This window comes from Enterococcus sp. CWB-B31, assembly GCF_020567645.1.
Classification (GTDB): Bacteria; Bacillota; Bacilli; order Lactobacillales; family Enterococcaceae; genus Enterococcus_L.
The window spans coordinates 45,616-71,363 of the sequence record NZ_JAJDJW010000010.1; the positions used below are offsets into that span (position 1 = coordinate 45,616).

The window sequence follows — 25,748 nt, forward strand, 5'->3', positions numbered from 1 at the left end:
CCTTTTGATCTTTGTTTTATGAATTAACCCGCTGCCGTTCCCGTACAATAAGTTTTCCAGCTTTGTAGACTTCAGAAACTAAATTTGTCGCAAAGAAATACAATGGGAAATCAATATTGGGTGTGTCAAAAATAGCAATATCGGCTTGCTTCCCCCTATCCAGACTGCCGACTGTCTCATTTCTGGCAACAGAATATGCAGCATTAATCGTAACTGCGTTAAAGACCTGAATTGGCGTCAGGTGCATCATAAAACAGCCAAGCTGCATGATGAATTGTAAATTGGCTGTTGGACAGCTGCCAGGATTACTATCGGTTGACAGACTAATTGCCATCCCCCTGTCAATCATTTTTTGCGCCGGTGCATAAGTATCCTCCATCAAGCTAAAGGTTGTTCCCGGCAAAAGGTTGCCAATAACGTGATTTTTGCTCATTTTCTCAATTCCTGCATCTGTAGCCTTCATTAGATGCTCAGCACTGACCGTTTTAAGCTCAGCTGCCACATCCACTCCGCCAATCGAATCAATTTCATCTGCATGTATCCGCAACTTGAAGCCCAGCTCTTTTGCTGCTGTCAACAACCGTTTTGATTCCTCTGCCGTGAATACCCCGGTCTCACAAAAAATATCACAAAACTCTGCCAAATTCTCAGCTTTTACTTTCGGCAGCATCTCATCAATCAGCAGATCCAAATAGCCAGCTGGATTTTCCTTGTATTCAGGAGGTACCGCATGGGCACCCATAAAGGTTGAAACTAAATCAATATCATGGGTATCATTCAAAGCTTTAACAACCTCAAGCTGACGTTTCTCTGTTTGCCAATCTAAGCCGTAGCCGCTTTTTGCTTCTACAGTTGTAACGCCGTGAACAACCATTTGATTCAAAAGCTGTTCAGATTTTTTCAATAAGGTCTCAAAAGAAGCCGCTCTGGTTGCACGAACGGTACTTAAAATCCCCCCACCTCCAGCGAGAATATCCAGATAACTGACACCCGCTAGTTTTTTTGCAAACTCATTTTCACGACTACCGCCATAAACCAAATGAGTATGGCAATCAATCAGGCCCGGTGCAGCAAATTTCCCTGTATAATCAATTATTTCTGTTTCCGAATCAACCAAGGTACTATCCGGTTCGCCACTTCCGACCTTCAGAATTTCCCCATCCTTAATGGCAATATAACCATTATCAATGAGCGTTCCCTCAGACATCTCAGCACCTCTAAGCGGATGCCCTTTGTCTACCGGACAAAAGACTTGACTAAAATGACATAAAATTTTATCTGCTCCCATACATATACGCTCTTCTTTCTCTAGTAAGATTTATACTCATTGAATCATTTTCGTGTCTAATTTCTGTCAAAAAAAAGAAAGCGCTTTTTAAACAGCAGTCTTTCTTTATAATAATATCTATAGACATTTCGTTGACAAGCACCGTTTACACTAGGGAAGTAACCAGCCTTGGAGGTTTTTCCAGGGAGAATATAAAGAGTTCAACTAGGAGGAGAAAAACAATGGTCCTATACAAAGAAATCGAGGCAGCAATGACGATCAAGCTGGATGACGTACTACCGGAAAAAACAGTTTTTCAAGAAGGGATTCGTCGTGCACCAGATCGAGGCTTCCGCTTGAGCAGGGCACAGACAGAAACCGCATTGAAGAATGCACTGCGCTATGTTCATCCAAAGTACCACGAAGAAATAATCCCAGAATTTTTAGAAGAGCTGAAAACAAGGGGCAGAATCTACGGCTATCGCTGGTATCCAAAGGAACGCATCCACGGGAAGCCGATCGATGAATATAAAGGACACTGTGTCGCAGCAAAAGCTATGCAGGTAATGATCGATAACAACTTGGATTTTAAAGTAGCTTTGTATCCCTATGAGCTGGTGACCTATGGCGAAACGGGACAAGTCTGCTCGAACTGGATGCAGTATCAGTTAATTAAGCGTTACTTGGAGAATATGACCGACGAACAGACATTGGTTGTTGAATCGGGGCATCCTTTAGGCCTGTTCAAATCTAAAAAAGATGCCCCGCGTGTCATCATCACTAATGGTCTGTTGATCGGTGAGTATGATAATATCGAGGACTGGGAAATCGCAGAACAGATGGGAGTTACTAACTATGGACAAATGACTGCAGGCGGCTGGATGTACATTGGTCCTCAAGGAATCGTTCACGGGACATTCAACACGCTGTTAAACGCGGGACGGTTGAAATTAGGGATTTCCGATGAAGGCGATTTAAAGGGAAAACTATTCATTTCTTCCGGCTTGGGCGGTATGAGCGGCGCACAAGGAAAAGCCGGAGAGATAGCGAATGCTGTAGCAATTATTGCAGAAGTGGATCGTTCAAGAATTGATACGCGGCTTGAACAGGGTTGGATCAGTAATGTTACTGAGACACCTGAAGAAACCATGATACTTGCAAAGGAATATCTGGAAAAGCAGGAATCAACGTCGATCGCTTTTCAGGGCAATATTGTTGATTTGCTGGAATATATCGATCAAAAGAACATTCATGTAGATCTGCTATCGGATCAGACGTCTTGTCATAATGTCTATGAAGGCGGTTATTGCCCAGTGGGTGTTTCTTTTGAAGAGCGTACTCGATTGTTGGCAGAAGATCAGGAAACATTTAAAACACTTGTGGATAAAACTTTGGCTCGTCATTATCAGGTCATTAAATCATTAACTCGCAAAGGGACTTATTTCTTTGATTATGGTAATGCATTTATGAAGTCAATTTATGATTCCGGGATCAAAGAGATCTCTAAAAATGGTGTAGATGATAAGGATGGCTTCATCTGGCCTTCCTATGTTGAAGATATCATGGGCCCAATGCTGTTTGACTATGGTTATGGACCCTTCCGCTGGGTTTGTCTGAGTAGAAAACATGAGGATTTAGTTGCAACGGATCATGCAGCAATGGAGGTTATTGATCCAACCCGTCGCTATCAGGACCGTGATAACTACAACTGGATTCGTGATGCAGAGAAAAATCAGCTGGTTGTAGGGACTGAAGCACGAATTCTTTATCAGGATGCAATGGGACGTGTGAATATTGCACTAAAATTCAATGAAATGGTTCGTGAAGGCAAGATCGGTCCAGTAATGCTTGGGCGAGATCACCATGATGTGTCAGGTACAGATTCACCATTTAGGGAAACATCCAATATCAAAGACGGCAGTAATGTTACCGCAGATATGGCAACACAGTGTTATGCAGGGAACGCAGCAAGAGGTATGAGCTTAATCGCCTTGCATAATGGCGGCGGTGTTGGAATTGGCAAGTCAATCAATGGCGGCTTTGGTCTTGTTTTAGATGGCAGCGAGTTATGTGATGAAATCATTAAATCTGCCATTGCCTGGGATACTATGGGTGGCGTTGCCCGACGTAATTGGGCCAGAAATGAGCATGCGATTGAGACATCAATCGAATATAACAAATCACGGGCAGGCTCAGATCATATCACCATTCCTTATTTAGCAGATGAGCAGCTTGTTGACAAGGCAATTAGCAGTTTATTCAATTAAATAATGAAACACACTTAAATGACTCTGCTCCTTCGTAAATTTGAGTGTGTTTTCTTTTAAAAACTTAGGGAGTTTCTGGAAATTCCAGCGGTAAATATTTTTGTAATTCTTTATGAACTTGTCGTCAGGACTACTTGTGTATGCACTGCATAAGCTGCGGCTTCTCTCATAATTTTCACAAAAACTCAGATATCCTGAATTTTTCAGACACGCCCTAGTCAATTATTGGAGGTTACTATGCATTCACCTGAAGAAATTATGGAAATAAGCACACAAATGGGATACAAAAAAACGAAAAAAACACTGCAGCAAAAACTTATACTCGGCTTCATCGGGGGTGCAATGATTTCTCTTGGCTATCTTGCTTATATCCGTGTGATTTCCTCAATTGCACATGACTGGGGCAGCTTTGCCTCATTTATTGGTGCTCTGGTTTTCCCGGTGGGACTAATCGTGATTCTGTTGGGCGGCGGAGAGCTGGTCACCGGCAATATGATGGCGGTCTCTGCTGCCTGGTTTTCAAAAAAAATTTCCTTCATCGATCTCGTTAAAAATCTAACAATCATCACCTTGGCCAATTTTGCCGGAGCCCTTTTCGTTTCTTATTTTTTAAGTCATCTTGCCGGCTTGACAAGTGCAGGTGTTTATTTGGAGGAAACCCTTTTGATTGCACAGACAAAAATCAGTGCACCGCCGGCAGCGGCATTTTTCTCCGGAATCGGCTGTAACTGGTTTGTCGGCTTAGCTGTCTGGCTCTGCTACGGTGCAAAGTCTGATGCAGGAAAAATCCTGGCTATCTGGTTTCCGGTAATGACGTTTGTTGCTATTGGATTTCAGCATAGTGTAGCAAACATGTTTGTTATTAGTGCTGCGATTTTTGAAGGCGGTGCTACTTGGAGCGGCTTTATCAGCAACTTTATTCCAGTTTATCTCGGCAATATTGTCGGCGGTGCTGTTTTCGTCAGTCTCCTCTATTTCTACGGTTTAGGGAAAAATAAACCGTCCGAATAAATAATATAAATTGAGCATCGGCGGAAGAGCCCTGGTAAAAGAGTACTGCTCCAAGAAGATCGAGATAATATTCTTCTGTTGATAAGTGAAGTAAATGAAGCTTATCAAAGCAAACGCATACCAGACGGATCTTCATCATTTTTAGAAATGATTTATGAAAGATTAACACACATATCATTGCACCTGGAAGAGCTTGAGAAAGAAGTCAGCGGAACTAGGAAGATATCACCTAATCCCGTCAAACAGAAGCGGTCCATCTTAAATAAAGCCCAGAAGCGAAAATTAACAGGCTTTTGTCCCGACCTCGTTGCAAATGGAAAGATGAGGGAAAAGTGATAAACTAAACCTATCATAAAAAAACTATTACTGCTTTAAATGGAGAAAAAGCAAAGAAGAAAAACGACAATCAAAGTCTTTCAAAAGAATTTTGCTTGCTGTTTTTCTTTTTTGACACCTTCCCCTTTCCTATGATTAGTCAAGGAAAAAATAAAAATGTTGGTACTTTTATTTTTTCCTTCAATTATGTTTGGAGTAATTTTAAGGGTCACTGTATAACTATCAATCTCCCGAAAAAGCTAAAATTCCCAATAAAACAGCTAATTAAGGATTCTTTTTTCATAAACATCTTCTCTTTTATTTTGTGGTAATCCAAAATATATTCACCTGAAACCTCCAAATCCTTAATGTACAAGGATTCATAGCCTGCTTCTATTCTCCCTCCCATTATAACAATTTGATTATGTTATCATAGGTGGCAAAGCAAGTACTTTACACTGAGCAGCGTTGAGCTGCAATAATTGTTCTGGCACATTTTTTGCTATGCTTTTTATCACTAGAACACTCAATGATGGCATCACTTTGCCAAGCGCATTGATTATTTAACCAGTTAGGTAATCGTTTCCTTGTCTGGAAAACAACACGGATAAATAGTTTTGTCAAGCCTAATATCGTATTTTTCTTTCAATCTACTAAATTAGCTAGTATACTCTTGAAATTTCAGAATAGATATGAGAATATCGAGTTAACGATTACTCACGAAAGGGTCGGATCGAAGCTATGAAGAAAATTTCAATCAAGGATATCGCTGAATTAAGTGGTGTATCAGTTGCCACTGTTTCCAGAGTTATCAATAATAATGGACGATTTTCAGAAGAAACTAAAAATAAAATTCTAGAGGTTATCAAATCAACCGGTTATCAAATGAATTATAGTGCTAAAAGTCTGCGTATGAACAAGTCCTTTTCTATAGGCATTCTTGTACCAGACATCAGCAACTATTTCTTTGCTGATGTCGTTCAAAAAATCGAAGAAATTCTTTTCAACAAAGGATATTCTACAATTATTTGCAATACTGCTCGGAACAGCACCAAAGAGACTGCCTATCTGCAAATGCTTGAAAGTAAAGGAGTGGATGGCTTAATCGTTATTTCGGGAGCCGAAGAATTCTCTTTTAATTATTCCAGACCAGAAAAGAATATTCCCTATATTTGTATTGACAGAGAGCCGAAAGTAAAGTCAGACACCATCTTCATTTCATCAAACCATTACCAAGGTGCATTTGAAGCGACTGAGCAGCTGATTGCCGCTGGTTGTCAAAACCCTGTAATTGCCATGCATTCAAGGAAATCGCCATCAGCACTTGAACGAGAAAACGGATTTTTTGATGCTCTGAAAAAAAATAGTATCATGTTTGACCGCGAAAAAAGTAAACTAAACGTAGATATTTACGATGATAATTTCGAAGAATCAGTCAAACAATTTTTTGAGGAGCAAGACAATGTAGATGGAATTTTTGCTATTAATGATAATATCGGTTTAGAATTGATTGTTGTACTGAAGAAATTGGGCTTTAAGTTACCGAAGCAAATAAAAATTATCGGTTTTGATGATACGCCGCAAGATAAATACTCCTATCCTGCGCTGTCATCAGTAAAGCAGAATACAGCAAAAATTGCTCAGGTTACCGTTGATAATCTATTGGAAACAATTAGTAAGCCCAACTCAATAAACATCGGCAAATCCTTCCTTATACCTGTTGATCTAGTATTGCGTGAATCAATATATCCGGGAATGGATACGATAGGAAAGAGCTGACTCCTGAGAAATGGACAACGGAGCCGCTTCGAAAACTCACGAAAAATAATGGCCGCTGCTTAGAAGTCTATCAAAGCCCTTCTAAAAAAGCGGTCATTTTTTCCTGTGGGAAAGTTCTCTGTTTCCTACTGTCCAAAAAATTTGGGCAGTAACGCTGCACTGATCACCCTTGCACTATCCTGAAATTCAGCGAGAATAACCCTTAAATAATCCGGGAAAATAAAATATTCTTTTGCTTTAGCTTCAATTTCATTGAGCAATTCAGGCTTACAAATGACTAACGACTTCCCGATGATCAAAGCCATCTGGTTCACAAGCTGTCTCTATAATCACATTTCGCAGCTCTATCCGGAAAATCCTTGTACTGATCATACTAAATTAGAGGTTAAACGGACGTCAGGATAGAAGTGTTTAGCTTTGAGAATACGCTCATTTATACGATTTTAAGGGAATGCGGACAACTTCTGCCACACTCCCAGACATTCTATTTTTGCTAATCTAAATCTTTCCCTTTGGAAGCAATAACTTTCTTATACCAATAGAATGAATCCTTTTTCATTCTATGCAAATCACCGATTCCATCATCATCCATATCAACATAGATAAAACCATAACGTTTATTCATCTGTCCAGTTGTGAATGATACTAAATCAATAGGTCCCCAGGTCGTATAGCCGAAAATATTGACTCCTTCTTCTCTGGCTTTCATTAGACTCTTGATATGACTTCTCAAGTAATCAATTCGATAACTATCATGGATTGAGCCGTCTTCTTCTATTTTATCGTAAGCCCCTAAACCATTTTCTACATCAAAAATTGGAACTTGATAGCGATCATTTAAGAAATGTAAAAAATATTCATAGCCTGTTGGATCAATTTGCCAGCCCCAATCCGAAGCTTTAAGATATGGATTAGCTAAATCCCCTTGTCCTCCAGCAGTCGCTAACTCCTTAATTTCATCTTTATGTGTCGTTGTGACACTAGACATATAATATGAATACGCTAAAAAATCTGCTTTACCTTCAATTAAATCTTTTTTATCCTGTTCTGTGATTTCTAATTCAACATTTTTCTCTTTCCAAATTCTTTTTGCATAAGAAGGATAATACCCTCTAATCATTGTATCAGCACAATAGCCAAATTTATTTTGGAATTCTTTATAGGCTGCCAGTACATCTTCTGGATCACAGGTATATGGATAGATACAGAAGCCTGCTGCCATACATCCAACACTGATATTTTTATCAATTTCGTGGGCTGCTTTAACCGCTTGTGCCGAAGCAACCATTTGATTATGCAGTTCAGTAAAGGCAGCTTGACCACCTTCTTTCCCTTCAAAATGGAGCAAAATATTGATTTCATTAAACGTCAACCATTTATCCACTAAATCTTTGTACTCACTAAGGCATACCTTCGCAAACTCTACAAATTGATAAATCATTTCTCTATTTGTCCAGCCGCCGTATGTTTCTTCTAAATAAACCGGTTCATCATACTTATATAATGTAATCACTGGGTCCATTCCGTATTTTCTGCATTCTTTAAATACATTGCGGTAGAATTCTATCCCCTCTTTATTTACGCCACCCTCTACACCAAGCGGAAAGATTCTAGCCCAGGAAACAGTTGTGTTGAAGGTTGTAAATCCCATTTCCGCAAATAGTGCAATATCTTCCTTATACCTATGATAGAAGTCAATCCCGATATGATTGGTATATCTTATATCATCAAATAAAGCATATTTTGCTCCTTCAGGTAAATGATCAAACTGTCTCATTTTTCCTCTTGTTCCATCCGAATTTTGAAAGTGAATGTATCGTCTGTCATTCGTAGTTCCAGCATCTCCAAAGTCCACTTGAACAGAACTCTTACCGCCTTCATTCCATCCACCCTCACATTGTGCTGCACTAATGGAGCCGCCCCATAAAAAATTTTCTGGAATTGTCATTCTTTCTCCTCCTATTTTTGTCACTTCCTTGATTGTCTTTTTTTCCATTTCTTCAATGAATCCTCATAAATCCGCCGGGCTTGTGAATAGTTTTGATCGAATAGTCAAGGTTCAAGTCATTAATCATTCTTAAGTCCATTTTATGCCTTTTGTCTTTCTTCAATATCTTTTAACATATCAATACGAATTTGGTGACGGCCTCCTTCAAACTCAGCATCTAGCCAACATTTTACAATCATTTTTGCAAGTTCACTACCAACTACCCGTGAGCCAAAAGCTAAAATATTGGTGTTGTTGTGTTGTTTGGATAATTGAGCTGAGTAAGGTTCACTACAAACAATCGCCCGTATCCCACGGACCTTATTTGCTGCAATCGAAATACCAACACCTGTTCCACAAATCAAAATGCCGCAATCAAAATTTTTGCCGGCTACCTCTTCAGCCACCTTTTTGCCGTACGTTGGATAGTCTGTTCTTTCTGCCGAATCAGGTCCAAAGTCAGTCACAGCATATCCTAATTCCTCTAAGTAGGAAATAATCGTTGATTTTAATTCTATCCCTGCATGATCGCTGCCAATTGCAATGTTCATACTAGTTGTCCTCCCAACTCTTTTACAATCTCTTTATAGCTTTTCTCTTTACCGAATAGCGCTGACGTTCCTAAAACAAAGCCTGTTACTCCAACTGCATGTAATTCCTCAATTCTTTGAGGAGAAAGTGCTCCATCAACCATTACATTAAATGAAAACAGTTTACCATAGCTGACCGCTTCTTCAATTTTGGGATTTACATAGTCAAGATACTTTTGACCGGCAAATCCAGGATTTACAGTCATGATCATCAGATAATCAATCAACGAAAAAATTTCTTTTATGGTATCCAATGACGTTCCCGGATTGATTGCTACTCCAGCTTTCATCCCCTTGCTTTTGATCATGTCCAAGGTACGTGCGTATTGCTTGTCAGCTTCTGGGTGGATATAGATGATGTCTACTCCAATCTGACTAAATAAATCAACGTAATTCCCAGGGTTTTCAATCATCAGATGGACATCAACCTTTTTTTTAGTAGATGAGCGAATCAATTGTAAATCCTGTAAGCCCATTGCAAAGTTTGGTACAAATATTCCATCCATAATATCAATATGAAAGATGTCAATACCGGCTTCATCAAGAGCTTTTGTATCCTCCTGAAGATTCGCAAAATTTGCACACATCATTGAAGAGCATAGTAAGCGTTTCATCATAGTTCCCCCTCTTATCGAGTAATCGTTTCCTCAACCTAAAATTATCATGGATAAATAGCTTTTCAAGACTAATATCACATTTTCTTTCAATCTACCAAATCAGCTAGTACACTCTTGAAATTTCAGGGTAACCATGAAAGCAGCGAGTTAACGATTACCCATGAAAGAATCCAGTAGCTGTGAAAAAAAGAAACCCAAGCGATTTGTAGTGAGCCCCTAATATTAGACCTAAAATCTAACACTTGGCGTTCGGTACAATTTGGCCTGAGCTTCTTTTTTTATTCATCTGCAGTTTCAATCTTATTCTCATTCTCCAAGGTTTTAACATAGACTTTCCAAAATGGAAGATACACGGCTAGTCCTATCAAGAAAGAAATAACCGGGATAATTAATGTTTTCCAGTCCCCAGTTCCTAATGGGCCTAGTAAAAATGGTGGTGTCGCCCATGGAATCAGTGCATAAAACTTCCCCAATAGCGGACTAGCCATCAAAAGGTAGCTGACACCTGTAGAAATTGTTCCGCTTAGTACAAACGGAATCATCAAATAGGGATTCAACGCTAACGGGAGCCCATAGATCACTGGTTCCACAATTGTAAATATCCCTGGTCCAATGGTTGTCCATCCCAGTGTTTTTAAAAACTTATTTTTTGAGATGATCATTAGAAAAATCAATGGCCATACAGCAGCAGTCCAAACGGTCAATCTCATCAATCCAGTTTGCCCCAGACCTGCCAATACATGGGGCAGCTCATTTGCAGGCGTTCCGCTTGCCAACGCTGCTGCGTTCTGATCAATCCACATTAATCCAAAAGGAGTAAATAATGTCAAGAACATATTATCCCCATGAAGCCCGATACTCCACAATAGTAATGGAATAAACGCTGCGATAATTGCGGTCCAAACAGAGTCAGATCCTGAAATAACTGGTTCCAATAGCGTAGTTAAGAATGATACAAAATCAAAATTGAAGGCAGTTCTAACCAACCAGGCTAGAGAAAATGAAACAGTGTATGGAATAAGTGCTCCAAAAGCATTTCCTACGTTTGGTGGAACAGAGCTCGGCATCTTGATGGTAATATGATGATCCAAACAAAATTTATAGATTCTTACACTAACTAAACTAGTAATAATACAAGCAAACAGACCTGTTGCACTGAAAGATTCAACTAAGATTCCACCCGATTCATCCAAACCACCAATTGTAAAGATAATAAACGTAGCAAGCCCCATTAACATCGAATTTTTTGTGTTGACGTTCTTTCTTTCTGCATAACTAAATGGAATAGCAGCCGAACAATATAAGGTCATAAACCCCAATGTTAAGCTATTCATCCAAGCAAACTTGCCTGCCAGAGGTGCTAAAAAAGGAATAAGCGCCTTGCCACTTGTACCAATATCCGGAGACCCCAATACATATAGAATGAGGAAAATGGAGCCGATCATTATAATTGGCATTACAGCTGTTAATCCATTGACGATTGAAGAAATTGAATCCAAATTTGCAAACTTACCTAAAGGACCCGAGATTTTCATAGTAAAATCAGCAACTTTATCCATGAACCCTTTTCCACTATTACTTGACATTATTATCACCCCTCCGTGTAATCGTTTACCCATGCCTGAAAAAAATAATGTGAAAATTGTGTAATCGTTTACCTAATAAAAGTATAAAATATCTGATTTATCTTGTCAAGGCTAAATTAAACAGCCCTTGAAAATAGCTGCTCAAACAAGAAGCCTTTAGTTTATAGGAAAAAATCAGAATAATCCTTGACTTTTTCATTTCCTCTCTCCATAATAAAATCGAGTAATCGTTTACACAAAAAGTCACGAGAGCTACTATATTTATGTCTAGAAGACCTATTAATCCTACCAAGAGTGGAATTAAACAAATGACCGTTGTTGTATGAGTACTTGCGCAATTTTTAGAGAACTTGATTTTTATAAATAATTGTAAGGAGAATACTGCTATGGAAAAAATATTATGGGGTAGTTCTACCAATGCACAACAGTATGAAGGTGGATGGAATGAAGATGGCAAAGGCGCGACTATTGCTGACGTACGTGTGCTAAAAAATGGTTATTCAGACTTTAAAACTGCCAGTGATGCCTATCATCGATATAAGGAAGATATCGAATTATACGCTGAAATGGGGTTCACTGTTTATCGCTTCTCTATGTCCTGGGCAAGAATTTTTCCCACTGGCAACAATAGCGAACCCAATACAAAAGGTCTAGCTTTCTATGACACTATCGTCAACGAATTGATTGAAAAGGGAATTACACCGGTTTGTACACTCTATGCTTATGATCTGCCTGTAAATCTTTTAGAAGAATACGGTGGATGGCTGGATCGGCAATGTATTCAAGACTATAACCACTATGCATCTACCATCTTTAAACATTTTAAGGGGCGAATTAAGTACTATGTTCCATTTAATGAACCTAATTTGTTTCACTTAGATAGCGAATACATTGCTGGAAATAAAGATTTAACAAAAAAACAACTATGGCAGGCTGAGCATCACCTCACAGTTGCCTATGCTGAAGCTTGTATTGCTTGTCACCGCATTGATCCTCAAGCAAAAATTGGACCAAATAGCGCATTTCAGATGCTATATCCTGCCACCTGCGCCCCAGCTGACTGTTTAGCAGCTGCCAAAAGCTATTATGAGACAAATATTGCCTATCTGGATATTTATTGTCGTGGCGAATATCCAAAGTATTTGCTTAATAAGCTAGATAAAATGGATGCTCTTCCAGTCATTACAAAGGATGATGAAAAAAAAATGAAAGAAGCGAAACCAGATTATATTTCATCTACTTATTATTTCTCAAGTTTAGTTCGGGCTGCTCCGCTTCCCAAAGAAGATATTGAGGCAAATTATCCTGAACCTAAACAATTTCAAGGGGCGCTGGTTCAATATCGCTCCGGTGAAGAACTAAATCCTTATACAGATCGTACCGAATGGAATTGGACGATTGATCCAGCTGGTTTATACATTCAATTAATGGAAATCTACCAAAGATATCAGCTTCCGATATTGATTTTAGAAAATGGTATTGCGCATACGGAGGAGTTAGATAGTGATAATAAAATTCACGATGATTATCGAATCAAGTATTTAGCAGATCATATCAAAAAAGTTAAAGAAGCGATTTATGATGGTGTTGAAATCATCGGCTATCTCACATGGTCAGCAATTGATCTTCACAGCACAAGAGAAGGCTTTGTAAAACGCTACGGCTTCATCTATATTGATCGAGAGGAGCATGATCTAAGAAGCTTAAATCGTTATCCAAAAAAATCATTTTATTGGTACAAACGAGTGATTGCTTCAAATGGTGATGACCTTAGCTTAGAAATCGACTATTAACCTCTGAACTTTCTCAGTTCTTTACATTATTATGGGAAGAAGCTGTAACACCCAAGGAAGAAAGAATCCAATCCTTCTTCTTATTAAAAATACAGAAAAACCGAGGGAAACGAAGAGAAATTATCGCAACAGTCCACTTAATAATTCGAATTATCTATAGGAGGTTAAAGGAAAAATATTACTATTTTAAAACGCGGAGAAGAGTATTTAAAAAGAAGTATTTCAATAAGTAATATCACTATGGTACAAGCCAAAAAAGAGCTTTTCTTTAAAGCACAAGAGAAGGTCTTTTTTGTTTTTTTAGGAGAATTTTTTTATAAAAAGCGTTCAGCCTTGAGAACCAAGCGGATGTCATACACGAACTGCTTCCGCGACTACTCGGACCACGAAAAGACTTAGTTTTTCTTTATACATGTGCAGCATTCCCTGATAATCATGTGCGAACAATTTTCTTTTTATTTTGGTATTTAGTTATGCTTTGTGTATAGATAGCTAAAAATGAGCCGCAACTTTTTATTCACGTTCATCAATCCAAGAATGGGCTGGATCTTTATAAAATGACCATGATTTGACGGGACCAGCCATAACATTCAAATAATAAGATTCGTAGCCATCTGGTACAGCTACTGGATGATAGCCTTCCGGACATAAAATGACATCGCCATTTTCCGCTCCAAATGCTGTATCAATTGTTCTATCGTCATTGTAAACACGCTGTAATACAAAGCCTTGCTGAGGATTGATTTCATGGTAATAGCTTTCTTCTAAGTATGTTTCTTCTGGATAATTATTAAATGAATGTCTATGCGGCGGATAGCTTGACGTATTCCCTGCTGCTGTATAAACCTCGGTCATCAGTAGACTGTCAGCAATTGATGATTCATCATCCAGCATCGTGTTTACAAGTCGCTTATTCAAATATTTCCCACGTTCAACAACACTGTTTTCTTCAGCTTTGATTAATTTAGTTGGTAACTGCTTAGAAGAAGGAGCATAGCCAATTGCAATAGCTGCCGGAGTCTCAGCAATAATTTTGTAAGTATGATCATTAGAAATGTAGACGCTGTCTGTAGGATTTTTATCAAAGACACAATTTCTTTTTCCAATGTGTGCAAAAACATTGTCTCCTTCTATAACTGTTACCTTTCCGGTCAGTATAAGCACACACGCTTCTTTATCCATTGTATCTTCTTCAAATTCTGCTCCTTTATCCATGTCGAGCTTTTTAAATCCTACATAAGCAAACGGTGAATTTTCAACAGTAATTTCATGCTGTAAAATTACACCATCAGAAATTTTTTTGTTCTTAGGTTTTCTTTGTAAATATGAATTCATTTTAAAGGCTCCTTTATGATTTTTCCTGCTTAAAAAGAAAATTTTTCATTTAGTACCTCATTAATTTGTTGATAGTCCGTTATTCCTTATATTCTCTCGTTTGCCGTTCATTTACTTTCGTTTAATTGTTTTTAATGCTTTTTCAACGATATTGTCAGCAGTAAGTCCATAAATCTCTTTTAAGTATTCAACACTTCCAACTTGTCCAAATTGATCTTCTACCCCAATACGTGCCATTGGTACTGGTCTATTTTCAGCTAAAACTTCTGCTACCGCACTCCCCAATCCGTTGATATAATTATGATTTTCAGCTGTAACAATTGCTCCAGTCTCGTTTGCTGCTGTGATAATAATCTCTTTGTCAATTGGTTTAATCGTATAAATATTGATGACTCGAGTTGATATCCCTAATTGTTCTAGTTTTTCAGCTGCCTTCATTGTCTCACTGACCATAATTCCACTGGCGATCAACGTCACATCCATCCCATCTTTCAACAGGGCACCTTTCCCAATTTCAAAAGTAGAGCCGTCTTCATAAATTCCTATAACATTTTTACGTGAGAGGCGTATATAATATACTCCAATCAATTTTTCAAGTTGGCGTATGACATCTGCCAGCATTACAGTATCTGTAGGTTCTATAATGGTTACGGTCGGGAATCCACGCATAATCCCTACATCTTCAAACGGCATATGTGTTGCTCCATTGAATGCTGCAGTAACTCCAGGATCACTCCCGATGATACGAATATTAGCTTGCGCGAAAGCTGCAGACACAAAAACCTGATCTGCAGTGCGACGTGCAGCAAAACAAGCAAAGGTGTGCACAAAAGGAATCAAGCCTACAGCGGAACTCCCTGAGGCCATACCAATCATATTAGCTTCTTGAATTCCACAATTGATCATACGTTCAGGAAATGTCTCGCCAAACTTCACCATTCCGACAGAATTCATCAAATCCGCATCAAAGCCTATGACTTTGTCATTCTTAGTTGCTAATTCGATTAGCGTATCACAATATACATCCCGCATGGCTCTTTTTTCAATCGTTAAATCTCTCAGCACTCCATATGACATTATTCGTTTTCACCTCCTGTTCGTTCATCCAGCTTCACTTGCAGCTCTTCAATTACTTGATCACACTGCTCTGATGTAAAGGTCATGTGATGATTATATTTTTGTCCTTCAGCAAAATAGACTCCTTTTCCTTTTAAAGTATTTAAAACAATCATTTTTGGTTTTCTTTTTTCTCTTTTCCCCAATTCAATTGCCGATTTTATTGCTATTGCATCATGGCCGTCTACTTCGATTGCATACCAACCAAAATCTTGAAATTTTTGTCGTAAATCACCCAAATTCAAGATGTCATCTGTATAGCCATCGAGTTGTTGTTTATTGTAATCGATAAATGCAATCAAATTCCCTAATTTGTGATGAGGTGCGAATAATGCTCCCTCCCAAATCTGACCTTCATCTGATTCTCCATCACCAATCAGCAAATAGGTATAATTCTGTTTGTTAAGAATCTTGTTACCTAAGGCAATTCCAATAGCTGTAGACATTCCTTGTCCCAAAGAGCCCGTACTATAGTCTATTCCAGGTGTCTTATTGCGATCACAATGACTAGGTAAGCGGGTCCCATTAGTATTGATTGTCATTAGTTCTTCTATCTTGAAAAAACCTTTTAGTGCAAGTGCAGCATATAACCCCGGTCCAGCATGCCCTTTAGACATAACAAAATAGTCTCGCTCGTTCCAATCTGGATTTTTCGGATCAACCTTCATTACCCCACCATACAAAACACCCAATAAATCAGCTGCCGACATAACACCGCCAATATGGCCAAAGCCTAATTTTCCGAAAGCTTTCATTGCTTCAATCCTAATTTTTGTCGCATAAAATTGATATTTTTTTTCATCATTCATTCTGTTCACTCTCTTCTTATTGCTTAAAGGCATTTTTGATACACATCGTAAATATCAGATTCTGTGAAAGGCACGGGATTGTTCACTAATAATCTTTGTTGATTTTTGAAAACCGATTCTGCCATTTTTTTTGCCTCTACCCTAGTAATTCCTAAAGAATGTAAAGGTTCTTTTGGAATAATTTGATCAATCAATTTTCTTAAATTTTCCCAAACAGCTTCCGGAGAACAGATAAGAATTTCACTAAGCAACTTTTCAAGCTCAATCAAATCTGCGTTCATCTCTCTATATTTTTCAAATACGGCATGGAAAACTAAGTAGTTAGATTTCCCGTGAGGAACATGATAATTTGCACCAATAGGATATGACAGCGCATGAACACTCGCACAACCGGCATTGCCAAAGGAGATGCCAGCTAACGTACTTGCTTCGAGAAAGACTTGGAGATTGTCCGGAAGCTCTAATTTATCCTTGCTAACAATATCTTGATACCCTTTAAGAATAATACGCATAGCTTTTTCACCTAGCGCTTTGGTAAACAAGCTGGCTTTTGGAGAAACATAGGATTCAATAGCATGTATAAACGCATCTACTGAACTTGTTGCAAAAACTTGGAAAGGAATCGTTTCTAACAATGACCCAATCAATATCGCCTCATCAGCATATAATTGATCTGCAGCTAAGCCAATTTTGGTTTTCTTTTCTCTGAACTCTGCAATTGAAATGTTGGTCACTTCACTTCCTGTGCCGCAAGTCGTTGGTATAATGACCAATTTTTTCTTTTTTGGAAGTGTTGCACCCTTTTCAAAAATTTCTTTGAGCGTATACTCTGTTCCAAAAACAAAAAGTTTGGAGATATCAATTACTGTCCCCCCGCCAATTGCAATAATTCGTTCATACTTCTTCCCTTTCATTTCTTGAAACATTGCACGAATCATTTCATCATTCGGTTCTCCTGTTCCAAACTGTTCTTGAAATAGAATATGACCTTTTAATTCTTGGCTATCCATTTGAGGCATGAAAATGAACTTATTAGTGATAATTAAATCTTTCTCATTAGCAGTTTCATTAAAAAAATCCCTTAAATTATTCTTAGAGCAAATAACTGGGTAGAGCTTGAATTCCATATTATTTCATCTCTCTTTCAAAAAGATCACAGTAGCTACATTTACAAACAGTATTCGATAATTTCCATAATTTTCTACTATTTTTTTATTTTACATACTTTTGGACAACACAAAAAGGAATCTCCCACATGTTATAATTCGATTATCTACTAGCCTCTATATGTAGAAGACTCCTACGGCATACATGTCAACGTTAAGAACGCCTATCTTCAATCAGCCTCTACTATTCTTTTAAACTTTCAAAAAATATCCCCATTTTCAAATTCAGAAATTTTTTTATGAACTTAGTAAAATATTTATGAAGGTATCTTCATTTCTTATTTCTTTCAATCTAGTTAAAATATCATCATCAGCCAATTTAGCTGCTACTTGGGATAGTAATCTTAGATGATCTTCTGCGCCTTCATTACCATCAGGTACGGCAAATAGAAAAAATAAGCGTACTGGTTTATCATCGTATGATTCCCAATCAATATAATTTTCTGTCCGGCCAATTGCTACACTGGGAATTCGTACACCTTCTGATTTCCCATGGGGAATTGCAACATTATTTCCTAGTCCGGTAATCCCTTCGCCTTCGCGCAAATAAACATCTTTTATGAATGTCTCTAAATCTGAAATTGTTCCCTTTTCAGACAGCATTTTCGCTAACGCTTCAATTACTTCATTTTTGTTAGTTGCTTTTAGTTCTAAATTAATGAGCTTTCTATCTAAAATATCTTTAATATCTACAGTCACAAGCCATCCTCCCAACTAATGAAACAAGAAGCCATAAGCCTTTATTCCATCTTCACATTTTTTAAACCTGTTCATTGAGTTTTTGTCTTCAGTTAGTGTGATTAGATCTGTATAGAACTGCTTGGTTTTATTGATATTAACCTTTGTATTCATCTTTGCAGCTAACAAAAATACGAACTGAATCTCTTCCTCCCCAAACCACAGAATGGGCTGTTCCAAGGTTGCGACTGCTATCTTAGGTTCATTTACTTCATTCATCGATCCATGAGGAATTGCAGTTTGAAATCCTACACAGGTAGAAGTTTCTTTTTCCCTTCCCCATACAGTCTCAAAAAAATCTGAGGTAACATAGCCCATTTTTTCTAAGTAATGACACATCATTTTTAATAGTTCCTCTTTGTTAGAAACCTTCATATTGCTAAAGAATAATTGAGGATCAAACAATGTTTGAATAGAATTTGAGAATTGAATTTTTTGGTGTTCAATTCCATTAAAATGATGGATAGTATTCTTTATTCTGCTAATTTCTTGATCAGTCGGTATTTTGGAAATTGATATTGTCCCTCTATCTTCAGGGAGACAATCAGAAATAGCTATTTCCTGATCGTAAACTCTATTTGAAGTCTCACTGTTTCTCACAATTTTTATACTCTCCACTTCAGGAATGTGGTGTTTTATCGTTTCAACTATAAAGCTGCTATGAGATCTTGTTTGATCGGTTATATAAAGTAAGTCAACTATATTTTTGATCCTCATTAAAGCAGCTTCAATGTACATCACAATATAGCAGATTTCATTTTCCGTAACCTGGATATCATAATATTCCTCAAATAATTGGCTGGTTGACCAAACACTGAGATAAACTTTACCGTACTCTTCTTTAAGTTGTTTGCTCAAGCTGGAAGTATTTGCTTTGCTGTACTTCATTCTGAAAATAGCAGATCTTAAATGTTCAGTTAAGTCTTTTTTTAAAATCAAATCGCCCCTTAAATCCACTTGTAAAATATCTGAAACAACTTCAATTAAATCATTCACGAAGTTTTCCAAATTGGTTGGTCGATTGTTCTGCATTCTATTCTCATTTTCAGTCGTCCAAACTAATTTACTTGAAATCAGAATCTCATGTGCCATGATCTTTTTATCAATTTCCGACAAGCTTCTTCCCAAATTGTATTGTTTCAAGTTTTTCTCTAACGTCTCAACGAAATTGTATTCACTATATTTCTCTACCCAATCTAAATTATTGAATCGCTTAAGATTGCTTGGTGTTTGTCTGTATAATGAAAGAGAAAGCATTACCCAAATTCTACTGAAAGAGTCACGGCTAAATTGGATTTGCCAGCTCTTTTCAGATGATCTTATTACCTTACTTACCAGTTCTATATCCAGACCTCTAACAAAAAATGCTAAGTTTTCTCTAATACTGTAAAGTCCGCTCTTCAATATCAAATTTCCTATTGCCCTCCAAATAGAAAGTTCTTCTCCTTTTATGCGCATTCCTTTTTTTTGTACAATTTCAAGCTCTAAATCTCTTTCTATTAACCAAGCTTTTATGTCCTCCAGCTGCTTTCTAAACGTAGGCAAACTAACATATATTTCATCTGAAAGTTCTGATTGTGTAACATATTCTTTATTTTTTAGGGACAAAAGCCGTCTAAGAATATGGAAAAATGCTTTTTCAGTAGAGACTTCCACTACTTTACTTTCTTTTAAATCATTTTTGTCTATACCAGAATTCAGAACTAGTTTAATCCCTTTACTAGGGATCTTATCAATATGCCCAATTTTTTCATTTTCAAGATAATCTTCTAAATAGTTAATTTGAATTCTAACTGTTTTTTCAGATATACCAATTTTTTTTGAGATTCTTTTCACAGAAATCAAAGGGGCATCAAGAAGTATTTTTAATATCTTTTTCTGATATATTTGATTCTTATCCATACTGCCGCCTCCTTGTCTATCTGATTCGAATCAATTTTTACTCATGAATAGTAATATTTTCTGTATTGAAGACATATCGGTTTGAAGAACCAATGATCTGAACATAATCTTTCACGAATTTTTTGACACTTTCTTCAGCAATTACACACAGCTCTAAATAATCGATGCTTGGATCTTGATCTAAAGCTTTAACCATCCCGTTTTTTGCTGCCGAGAAAGCATCAGTGGCAACATTGATTTTATTAATTCCATAAGCAACTGCTTTTCGTAAGTTTTCCTCGCCAGATCCTGACCCGCCATGCAGTACTAAAGGAATTTGAAGAATCTCTTTTAGTTCTTTCAGGCGATCAAAATCTAATTTGGGTGTTTTTCCTTTCGGATAATTTCCGTGAGCTGTTCCAATAGCTACGGCAAGTGCATCAACACCTGTATATTTAACAAAATCCTGTGCTATCTTAGGGTCTGTATATAAATTCTCATCGCTGTCATCCTCCTGGGCAGCTTGACCAACATGACCCAATTCAGCTTCAACTGAGCACCCTTTACTATGAGCAAGACTACAGATAATCTCGGTCTTCTTCATATTTTCATCATAAGGCAAACTGGATCCGTCAAACATGACATTTGTAAACCCCATATTGATACAGTCAGTGATTACATGAAAGTCCATTCCATGGTCCAAATTCAATGCAACTGGTACATGAACTCTCTCAGCCAATTCTTTTATTACAGGAAACATTTCTTCTTTATGTGCATGCTTTTTCATCTGTCCCGGACCAAATTGAATAATGATCGGAGAATTTTCTTCAGCTGCTGCTAAAATTCCGCCCCGTACCATTTCTATATTTATACTGTTCATCGCCATAACGCCATAATTATGTTTATTTGCATCATCAAGAATTGATTTCATTGTCACTAACATTTTTCCACCTCATTTTTATTCTACAGTTATATCAAAATCAATATCATCCAGATCTGCTTCATTTTCTTCTGATTCAGATTGCTGCTCATTTGATTTTTTAATTAATCCATACACAATACCAGTTGTAAATGAGCCGACAAATAAAGCAATTAGGAACCATATTGGTTTTTCCATCATCGGAACAACAAAAATACCTCCATGGCCAGCAACAGATTCAACCCCCATTCCAGTAGCGATTGCTCCTGCAATAGAAGAACCTAACATTGAACTAAAAATGAATCTAAACGGATCTGCCGCTGCAAATGGTAAACATCCTTCAGTAATAAAACATAAACCCAGCGGTAAAGCCGCTTTCCCAGTCTCTTTTTGCGCTTGAGAGAACTTATTTTTTGCAACCAAGGTTGCTATAAATGCTCCGATTGCTGGTGTCATACCACCAACTATCTTTGCTGCCATCGGTCCATAGATACCGTCAGCCCCCAATGCATTTGCTGCTAAAGAAGCAGTCTTATTGATTGGACCACCTAAATCAAAGCCCATACCTGCACCAATAACAGCACCAATAACTGATTTCGCTCCACCATTTAGAGAAATAATCCATAATTGGAATTTATCCATTATGTACGCTAAAGGAGGAGATAGTACAATTAAGAAGAGCATTCCACAAACAAATGAAGTTAATGTTGGTATAAGCAATACAGGCATCAATCCTTTCAACCATTCAGGAACTTTCCATTTCTTCATCCAATTAACAAACCAGCCAATAACAAATGCACTCAAAATTCCGCCGATGAAGCCAGCTTTCGTTTCTGTAGCAACAAACCCCAATACAAGCCCTGGAACTATTGCTGGTCTTCCTGCAATAGAATAGGAAGTCCCAGCCGTCATTACTGCTACGGCAAAGCTCATTGCATAAGAACTGATTTTATTCACTCCCCACCAGAAACCAACCCAAGTAAACGGATTCATATTTGTAAAGGGTGTTGCCCCGGGCTCAATTAGATCACCGATATCAAACCCACCAAATCCTTTAGCTAAAGCGCCTAAAATACCGCCAGCTACAATAATAGGGATCATATAGGAAATCCCTGTCATTACATGCTTCTTAATAGCAAATTTTCCCTTCATGGTTTTCACTCCTATCCTTTAACCAATTTTTCATGGATTTTTTTTATAACTCCCTCGGGTGACTTCATCACTAAACTAATAGGTATTTCAATTACTTTTTTCCCTTTAAACCGATCCCTGCTGACTGAAATGTCTGTGGCAATAACAACTACATCTGCTTGCTTTATTTCTTCCGAAGATAATTCATTTTCAACACCTATTGACCCTTGCGTTTCAATTTTCACATCGTCCCCTGCTCTGGTTGCTGCCTTTTCAAGTTTTTCTTTTGCGATATACGTATGAGCAATTCCAGCAGTACACGCGGTTACACCTACAATTTTCATAAGCTTCTCCTCCCTTTCTTTATAAATCTAGTATAGTTCTTTCAAATAGAGAATATTTTAAAGAAAGCGGTTACATATTTATGGTATTTTTTTCTTTTTTATATTTCAAAATTATTTTGATACTATAATTATACCAAATACATATTTTTCATAGTATTACAAAAAAATTTATAACTAGGTGGGGGCAGTGCTCTGAAGCTGGTTTGCAGATTAGCCCTTGTTGACTTTTGGCTATTGAATACTTTCCACTCATTAAGGTTTATAAAAAAAACGACTAAATAGTCGCTTTTTTTAAACTGTGAATCTGTCAATAAAAATAATAGGTAAAACTGTTTCAAAAATTTTGATGATGTTCATTTTTACCGAAGATTCCACCCTATTTACGATACATCTTAAATTCCAGAAACAGATCATTATAAATACCTAAATATTCCTGTCCCAAATCTTCATAAACTTCCAAACGAGAGATTGTTTCATCGCTTGGATAGAACTGTTCGTCTTCTGAGATTTCTTCGGGCAGAAGCGCTTTAGCTTTTTTATTCGGTGTTGAGTAGCCGATGTATTCAGCATTCTGTGCTGCATTTTCCGGCTTCAGCATGAAATTGATAAAATCATAGGCTCCCTGAACATTTTTAGCTGTTTTTGGAATAACGATATTATCAAACCACAAATTCGAGCCCTGTGAAGGAATAACATAATGAAGGTGCTCATTGCCATCCAGCATTTCAGCAGCTTCACCGGAAAATGAAACAGCCGCAGCACTTTCTTCATTAATCATGTACATCTTGATTTCATCTGCCACAATCGCTTTAACATTTGTTGTCAATGAATTTAATTTCTTCGAAGCCTCGAACAGTTCGCGATCATCTTTACTGTTTAGCGAGCAGCCCAGACTGTTCAACGATAGGCCGATCACTTCACGCGCCCCGTCAATCAGCATCAGATTGTCTTTCAATTCCGGACGCCACAGATCATCCCACTCCTGCATCTCTTCTTCATTGATAAACTTGTCATTATAAATAATCCCCAATGTTCCCCAGAAATAAGGAATAGAATACTGGTTACTCGGATCAAAATCCAGATTCAGAAAACGTTCATCAATATTTTCCAGCCCTTTAAGTTTGGAATGATCAATAGGCAGAAGCATCTCTTCCTTTATCATTTTCTGGATCATATACTCAGATGGTATGGTGATATCATATGCAGTTCCCCCCTGCTGTATCTTAGTGAACATTGCTTCATTTGAATCAAATGTCTCGTAGTTCACTTTGTAGCCAGTTTCTTTTTCAAACGCCTTAATCAGAGCCGGATCAATATAATCTCCCCAGTTGTAGATAGTCAGAGTATCCGCACCAGCCATCCCGCTTGCACGTTCCAACTGTCCAACACCGATAAACAACAGTAAAATAATCACAAGAATGCCGGCAAATAAAGAATTCAGCTTTTTCATGACAGTTTAGCCACCTCGCTTTGTTCGCGTCGAATTTTTTTTAATCGTTTAGAGGTATTGTCCTGACTGATAAAATAGTAGCCAATGACAAGAATCATTGAGAATAGAAAGACTAGAGCACTCAGCGCATTGATTTCCAGGCTAATCCCTTGTCTTGCCCGAGAATAAATTTCAACAGAAAGAGTCGTAAAACCATTCCCTGTCACAAAAAACGTTACAGCAAAATCATCCAAAGAATACGTGAACGCCATGAAATAACCGGCAATGATCCCAGGAGACAGATAAGGTAATACGATATTTTTTAATACTTGAAAATTACTTGCGCCCAAATCTCTGGCAGCATCCACCATGGAATCGTTCATTTCCTGGAGCTTTGGCAGAACCATTAGAACGACAATAGGGATACTGAAAGCAATGTGAGACAACAGAACACTGGTAAACCCTAAACTTATAAAGCCCACAGCAGTAAAGAAAATCAGAAAGCTGGCACCGATAATAACATCTGGTGATACCAACAGAATATTGTTAAAGCTCATCAAGGCTGTTCGGTTTCTGCGACTTCTCGTATAGTAAATAGCCATCGCTCCAAAAGTTCCAATAACAGTCGCAATCAACGCAGATAAAAAAGCAAGCAAAAATGTATTCAACACAATAATCAGGAGGCGTGTATCTTCAAACACAGCCCTGTAATTGTCAAAGGTGAAGCCGGTAAAATTATTCATTGTATCTCCATCATTAAATGAGTACAAGATCAGATAAAAAATTGGTGCGTACAGTAAAAGAAAAACCAGAACCAAATAGATATTTGACCACTTAAAACGCTTTTTAGTCATTTGATCCGCCCTCCTTTTCTCTTTTCACCTGTCAAGAGCATCACCGCTACCATTGCAACAATCAAAACGACACCAATGGTCGAGCCCATTCCCCAGTTTTGCGTAACCAGAAAATGCTGCTCAATCGCTGTTCCCAACGTAATGACACGATTTCCGCCAATCAAGCGAGTCAGCATGAATAACGAAAGTGACGGGATGAATACGGCCTGAACCCCGCTCTTTACACCATTTAATGACAATGGAAAAATTACCCTGCGAAACGTTTCAGTATTGTTCGCACCCAAATCCCGGCTGGCACTAATCAGCGAAGGATTCATTTCTTCCAATGCATTAAAAATCGGCATAATCATAAATGGCAGTTCAATATAGGCAGCCACAAACAGAAAGCTAAAGTCTGTAAAGAGAATCTGCTGCGACCCGATGCCAATGAAGCCTAAAAACTGATTGACTGTTCCATGTACACTGAAAATTCCGATAAACGCATAAGCCTTCAACAGCAAGTTTACCCATGTCGGCAAAATAACCAGCATCAGCCATAATTGCTTATGCTTCAGTTTTGTCAGAAAATAAGCTGTCGGATAGCTGATCAGCAACGTCACTGCAGTAATCAAAAAGGCATACCAGACAGAATTAAACGTCATTGCCAGATAAGTTCCAGAAGTAAAGTAAATCTGGTAGTTTTCCAGTGTAAACTGCCCGTTCATATCGAAAAAAGATTGATAGATAATTAATAAAACCGGTGCTATTACAAACAACAGCAGCCATAATGTATAAGGAATCGAATAAATTCGACGAACTGCTTTCATTTCCTGCC

22 protein-coding genes are annotated in these 25,748 nt (G+C 37.8%); 4 read left to right on the top strand and 18 right to left on the bottom strand.

Annotation, left to right across the window (positions count from 1 at the left end; translation table 11 throughout):
* Positions 1 to 16 precede the first annotated feature (16 nt).
* The gene (gene hutI, locus LI954_RS10235) at positions 17 to 1,288 is read right to left on the bottom strand and encodes an imidazolonepropionase (RefSeq protein WP_202067957.1); all 1,272 of its coding nucleotides are present in this window, start codon (positions 1,286 to 1,288) and stop codon (positions 17 to 19) included.
* Between the two features lie 221 nt (positions 1,289 to 1,509).
* Here hutI and LI954_RS10240 point away from each other — a divergent pair, with 221 nt between their 5' ends.
* The 3 genes from LI954_RS10240 to LI954_RS10250 all read left to right on the top strand — a co-directional run bounded on the left by LI954_RS10240 (position 1,510) and on the right by LI954_RS10250 (position 6,639).
* Positions 1,510 to 3,534 (top strand): urocanate hydratase, encoded by a 2,025-nt coding sequence (locus tag LI954_RS10240; protein WP_229444417.1) that lies wholly within the window; start codon positions 1,510 to 1,512, stop codon positions 3,532 to 3,534.
* Positions 3,535 to 3,771: 237 nt separating this feature from the next.
* Positions 3,772 to 4,545 carry a formate/nitrite transporter family protein gene (locus LI954_RS10245; RefSeq protein ID WP_229442038.1) on the top strand — a complete coding sequence of 258 codons (774 nt, stop codon included), beginning with the start codon at positions 3,772 to 3,774 and terminating at the stop codon, positions 4,543 to 4,545.
* Between the two features lie 1,056 nt (positions 4,546 to 5,601).
* Entirely contained in the window at positions 5,602 to 6,639 is a 1,038-nt protein-coding gene (locus LI954_RS10250; RefSeq protein WP_229444418.1) for a LacI family DNA-binding transcriptional regulator, read from the top strand.
* Between the two features lie 125 nt (positions 6,640 to 6,764).
* Here the strand turns inward: LI954_RS10250 and LI954_RS10255 are convergent, their stop codons facing one another.
* The 5 genes from LI954_RS10255 to LI954_RS10275 all read right to left on the bottom strand — a co-directional run bounded on the left by LI954_RS10255 (position 6,765) and on the right by LI954_RS10275 (position 11,419).
* Entirely contained in the window at positions 6,765 to 6,953 is a 189-nt protein-coding gene (locus tag LI954_RS10255; RefSeq protein ID WP_229444419.1) for a hypothetical protein, read from the bottom strand.
* A 179-nt stretch (positions 6,954 to 7,132) separates the two neighbouring features.
* Positions 7,133 to 8,587: a glycoside hydrolase family 1 protein gene (locus LI954_RS10260; protein ID WP_229444420.1), complete on the bottom strand. Its 1,455-nt coding sequence runs from the start codon at positions 8,585 to 8,587 to the stop codon at positions 7,133 to 7,135.
* 140 nt (positions 8,588 to 8,727) lie between these two features.
* Positions 8,728 to 9,177: a ribose 5-phosphate isomerase B gene (rpiB, locus tag LI954_RS10265; RefSeq protein WP_202067951.1), complete on the bottom strand. Its 450-nt coding sequence runs from the start codon at positions 9,175 to 9,177 to the stop codon at positions 8,728 to 8,730.
* Positions 9,174 to 9,833: a ribulose-phosphate 3-epimerase gene (locus tag LI954_RS10270; protein ID WP_229442041.1), complete on the bottom strand. Its 660-nt coding sequence runs from the start codon at positions 9,831 to 9,833 to the stop codon at positions 9,174 to 9,176. The genes rpiB and LI954_RS10270 overlap by 4 nt, the downstream gene beginning before the upstream one ends.
* A 278-nt stretch (positions 9,834 to 10,111) precedes the next feature.
* A complete protein-coding gene (locus LI954_RS10275) occupies positions 10,112 to 11,419 on the bottom strand; it encodes a PTS sugar transporter subunit IIC (protein ID WP_229442042.1) in 1,308 nt (435 codons plus the stop codon).
* Positions 11,420 to 11,805: 386 nt separating this feature from the next.
* On the opposite strand from LI954_RS10275, the gene LI954_RS10280 reads away from it, so the two are divergent.
* Positions 11,806 to 13,212, top strand: a complete 1,407-nt coding sequence (locus LI954_RS10280; protein WP_229444421.1) for a glycoside hydrolase family 1 protein — start codon at positions 11,806 to 11,808, stop codon at positions 13,210 to 13,212.
* Between the two features lie 513 nt (positions 13,213 to 13,725).
* Here the strand turns inward: LI954_RS10280 and iolB are convergent.
* From iolB to LI954_RS10340, 12 genes are all read right to left on the bottom strand, one after another.
* Complete coding sequence (gene iolB / locus LI954_RS10285) at positions 13,726 to 14,547, bottom strand: 5-deoxy-glucuronate isomerase (protein ID WP_229444422.1); 822 nt, start codon at positions 14,545 to 14,547, stop codon at positions 13,726 to 13,728.
* Positions 14,548 to 14,658: 111 nt separating this feature from the next.
* Positions 14,659 to 15,624 carry a transketolase family protein gene (locus LI954_RS10290; protein WP_229444423.1) on the bottom strand — a complete coding sequence of 322 codons (966 nt, stop codon included), beginning with the start codon at positions 15,622 to 15,624 and terminating at the stop codon, positions 14,659 to 14,661.
* A complete protein-coding gene (locus LI954_RS10295; RefSeq protein WP_229444424.1) occupies positions 15,624 to 16,472 on the bottom strand; it encodes a transketolase in 849 nt (282 codons plus the stop codon). Before LI954_RS10295 ends, LI954_RS10290 begins: the two co-directional genes overlap by 1 nt.
* A 23-nt stretch (positions 16,473 to 16,495) precedes the next feature.
* On the bottom strand, positions 16,496 to 17,599 hold the full coding sequence (locus LI954_RS10300) for an iron-containing alcohol dehydrogenase (protein ID WP_229444425.1): 1,104 nt from the start codon (positions 17,597 to 17,599) through the stop codon (positions 16,496 to 16,498).
* A 276-nt stretch (positions 17,600 to 17,875) separates the two neighbouring features.
* Positions 17,876 to 18,337, bottom strand: a complete 462-nt coding sequence (locus LI954_RS10305) for a PTS sugar transporter subunit IIA (RefSeq protein WP_229442046.1) — start codon at positions 18,335 to 18,337, stop codon at positions 17,876 to 17,878.
* Positions 18,338 to 18,352: 15 nt separating this feature from the next.
* Positions 18,353 to 20,278, bottom strand: coding sequence for a BglG family transcription antiterminator (locus LI954_RS10310; RefSeq protein WP_202067944.1), 1,926 nt, complete (start codon positions 20,276 to 20,278; stop codon positions 18,353 to 18,355).
* 37 nt (positions 20,279 to 20,315) lie between these two features.
* Positions 20,316 to 21,200: a class II fructose-bisphosphate aldolase gene (locus LI954_RS10315; protein WP_229444426.1), complete on the bottom strand. Its 885-nt coding sequence runs from the start codon at positions 21,198 to 21,200 to the stop codon at positions 20,316 to 20,318.
* Between the two features lie 15 nt (positions 21,201 to 21,215).
* Positions 21,216 to 22,328 carry a PTS fructose transporter subunit IIC gene (locus LI954_RS10320; RefSeq protein ID WP_229444427.1) on the bottom strand — a complete coding sequence of 371 codons (1,113 nt, stop codon included), beginning with the start codon at positions 22,326 to 22,328 and terminating at the stop codon, positions 21,216 to 21,218.
* A gap of 11 nt (positions 22,329 to 22,339) precedes the next feature.
* Positions 22,340 to 22,651, bottom strand: coding sequence for a PTS fructose transporter subunit IIB (locus LI954_RS10325; RefSeq protein WP_229444428.1), 312 nt, complete (start codon positions 22,649 to 22,651; stop codon positions 22,340 to 22,342).
* Between the two features lie 376 nt (positions 22,652 to 23,027).
* The gene (locus tag LI954_RS10330) at positions 23,028 to 24,101 is read right to left on the bottom strand and encodes an ABC transporter substrate-binding protein (RefSeq protein WP_229444429.1); all 1,074 of its coding nucleotides are present in this window, start codon (positions 24,099 to 24,101) and stop codon (positions 23,028 to 23,030) included.
* On the bottom strand, positions 24,098 to 24,934 hold the full coding sequence (locus tag LI954_RS10335) for an ABC transporter permease (RefSeq protein WP_202067939.1): 837 nt from the start codon (positions 24,932 to 24,934) through the stop codon (positions 24,098 to 24,100). Before LI954_RS10335 ends, LI954_RS10330 begins: the two co-directional genes overlap by 4 nt.
* On the bottom strand, positions 24,931 to 25,740 hold the full coding sequence (locus LI954_RS10340) for an ABC transporter permease (RefSeq protein WP_229442048.1): 810 nt from the start codon (positions 25,738 to 25,740) through the stop codon (positions 24,931 to 24,933). Before LI954_RS10340 ends, LI954_RS10335 begins: the two co-directional genes overlap by 4 nt.
* Between the last annotated feature and the right edge of the window lie 8 nt (positions 25,741 to 25,748).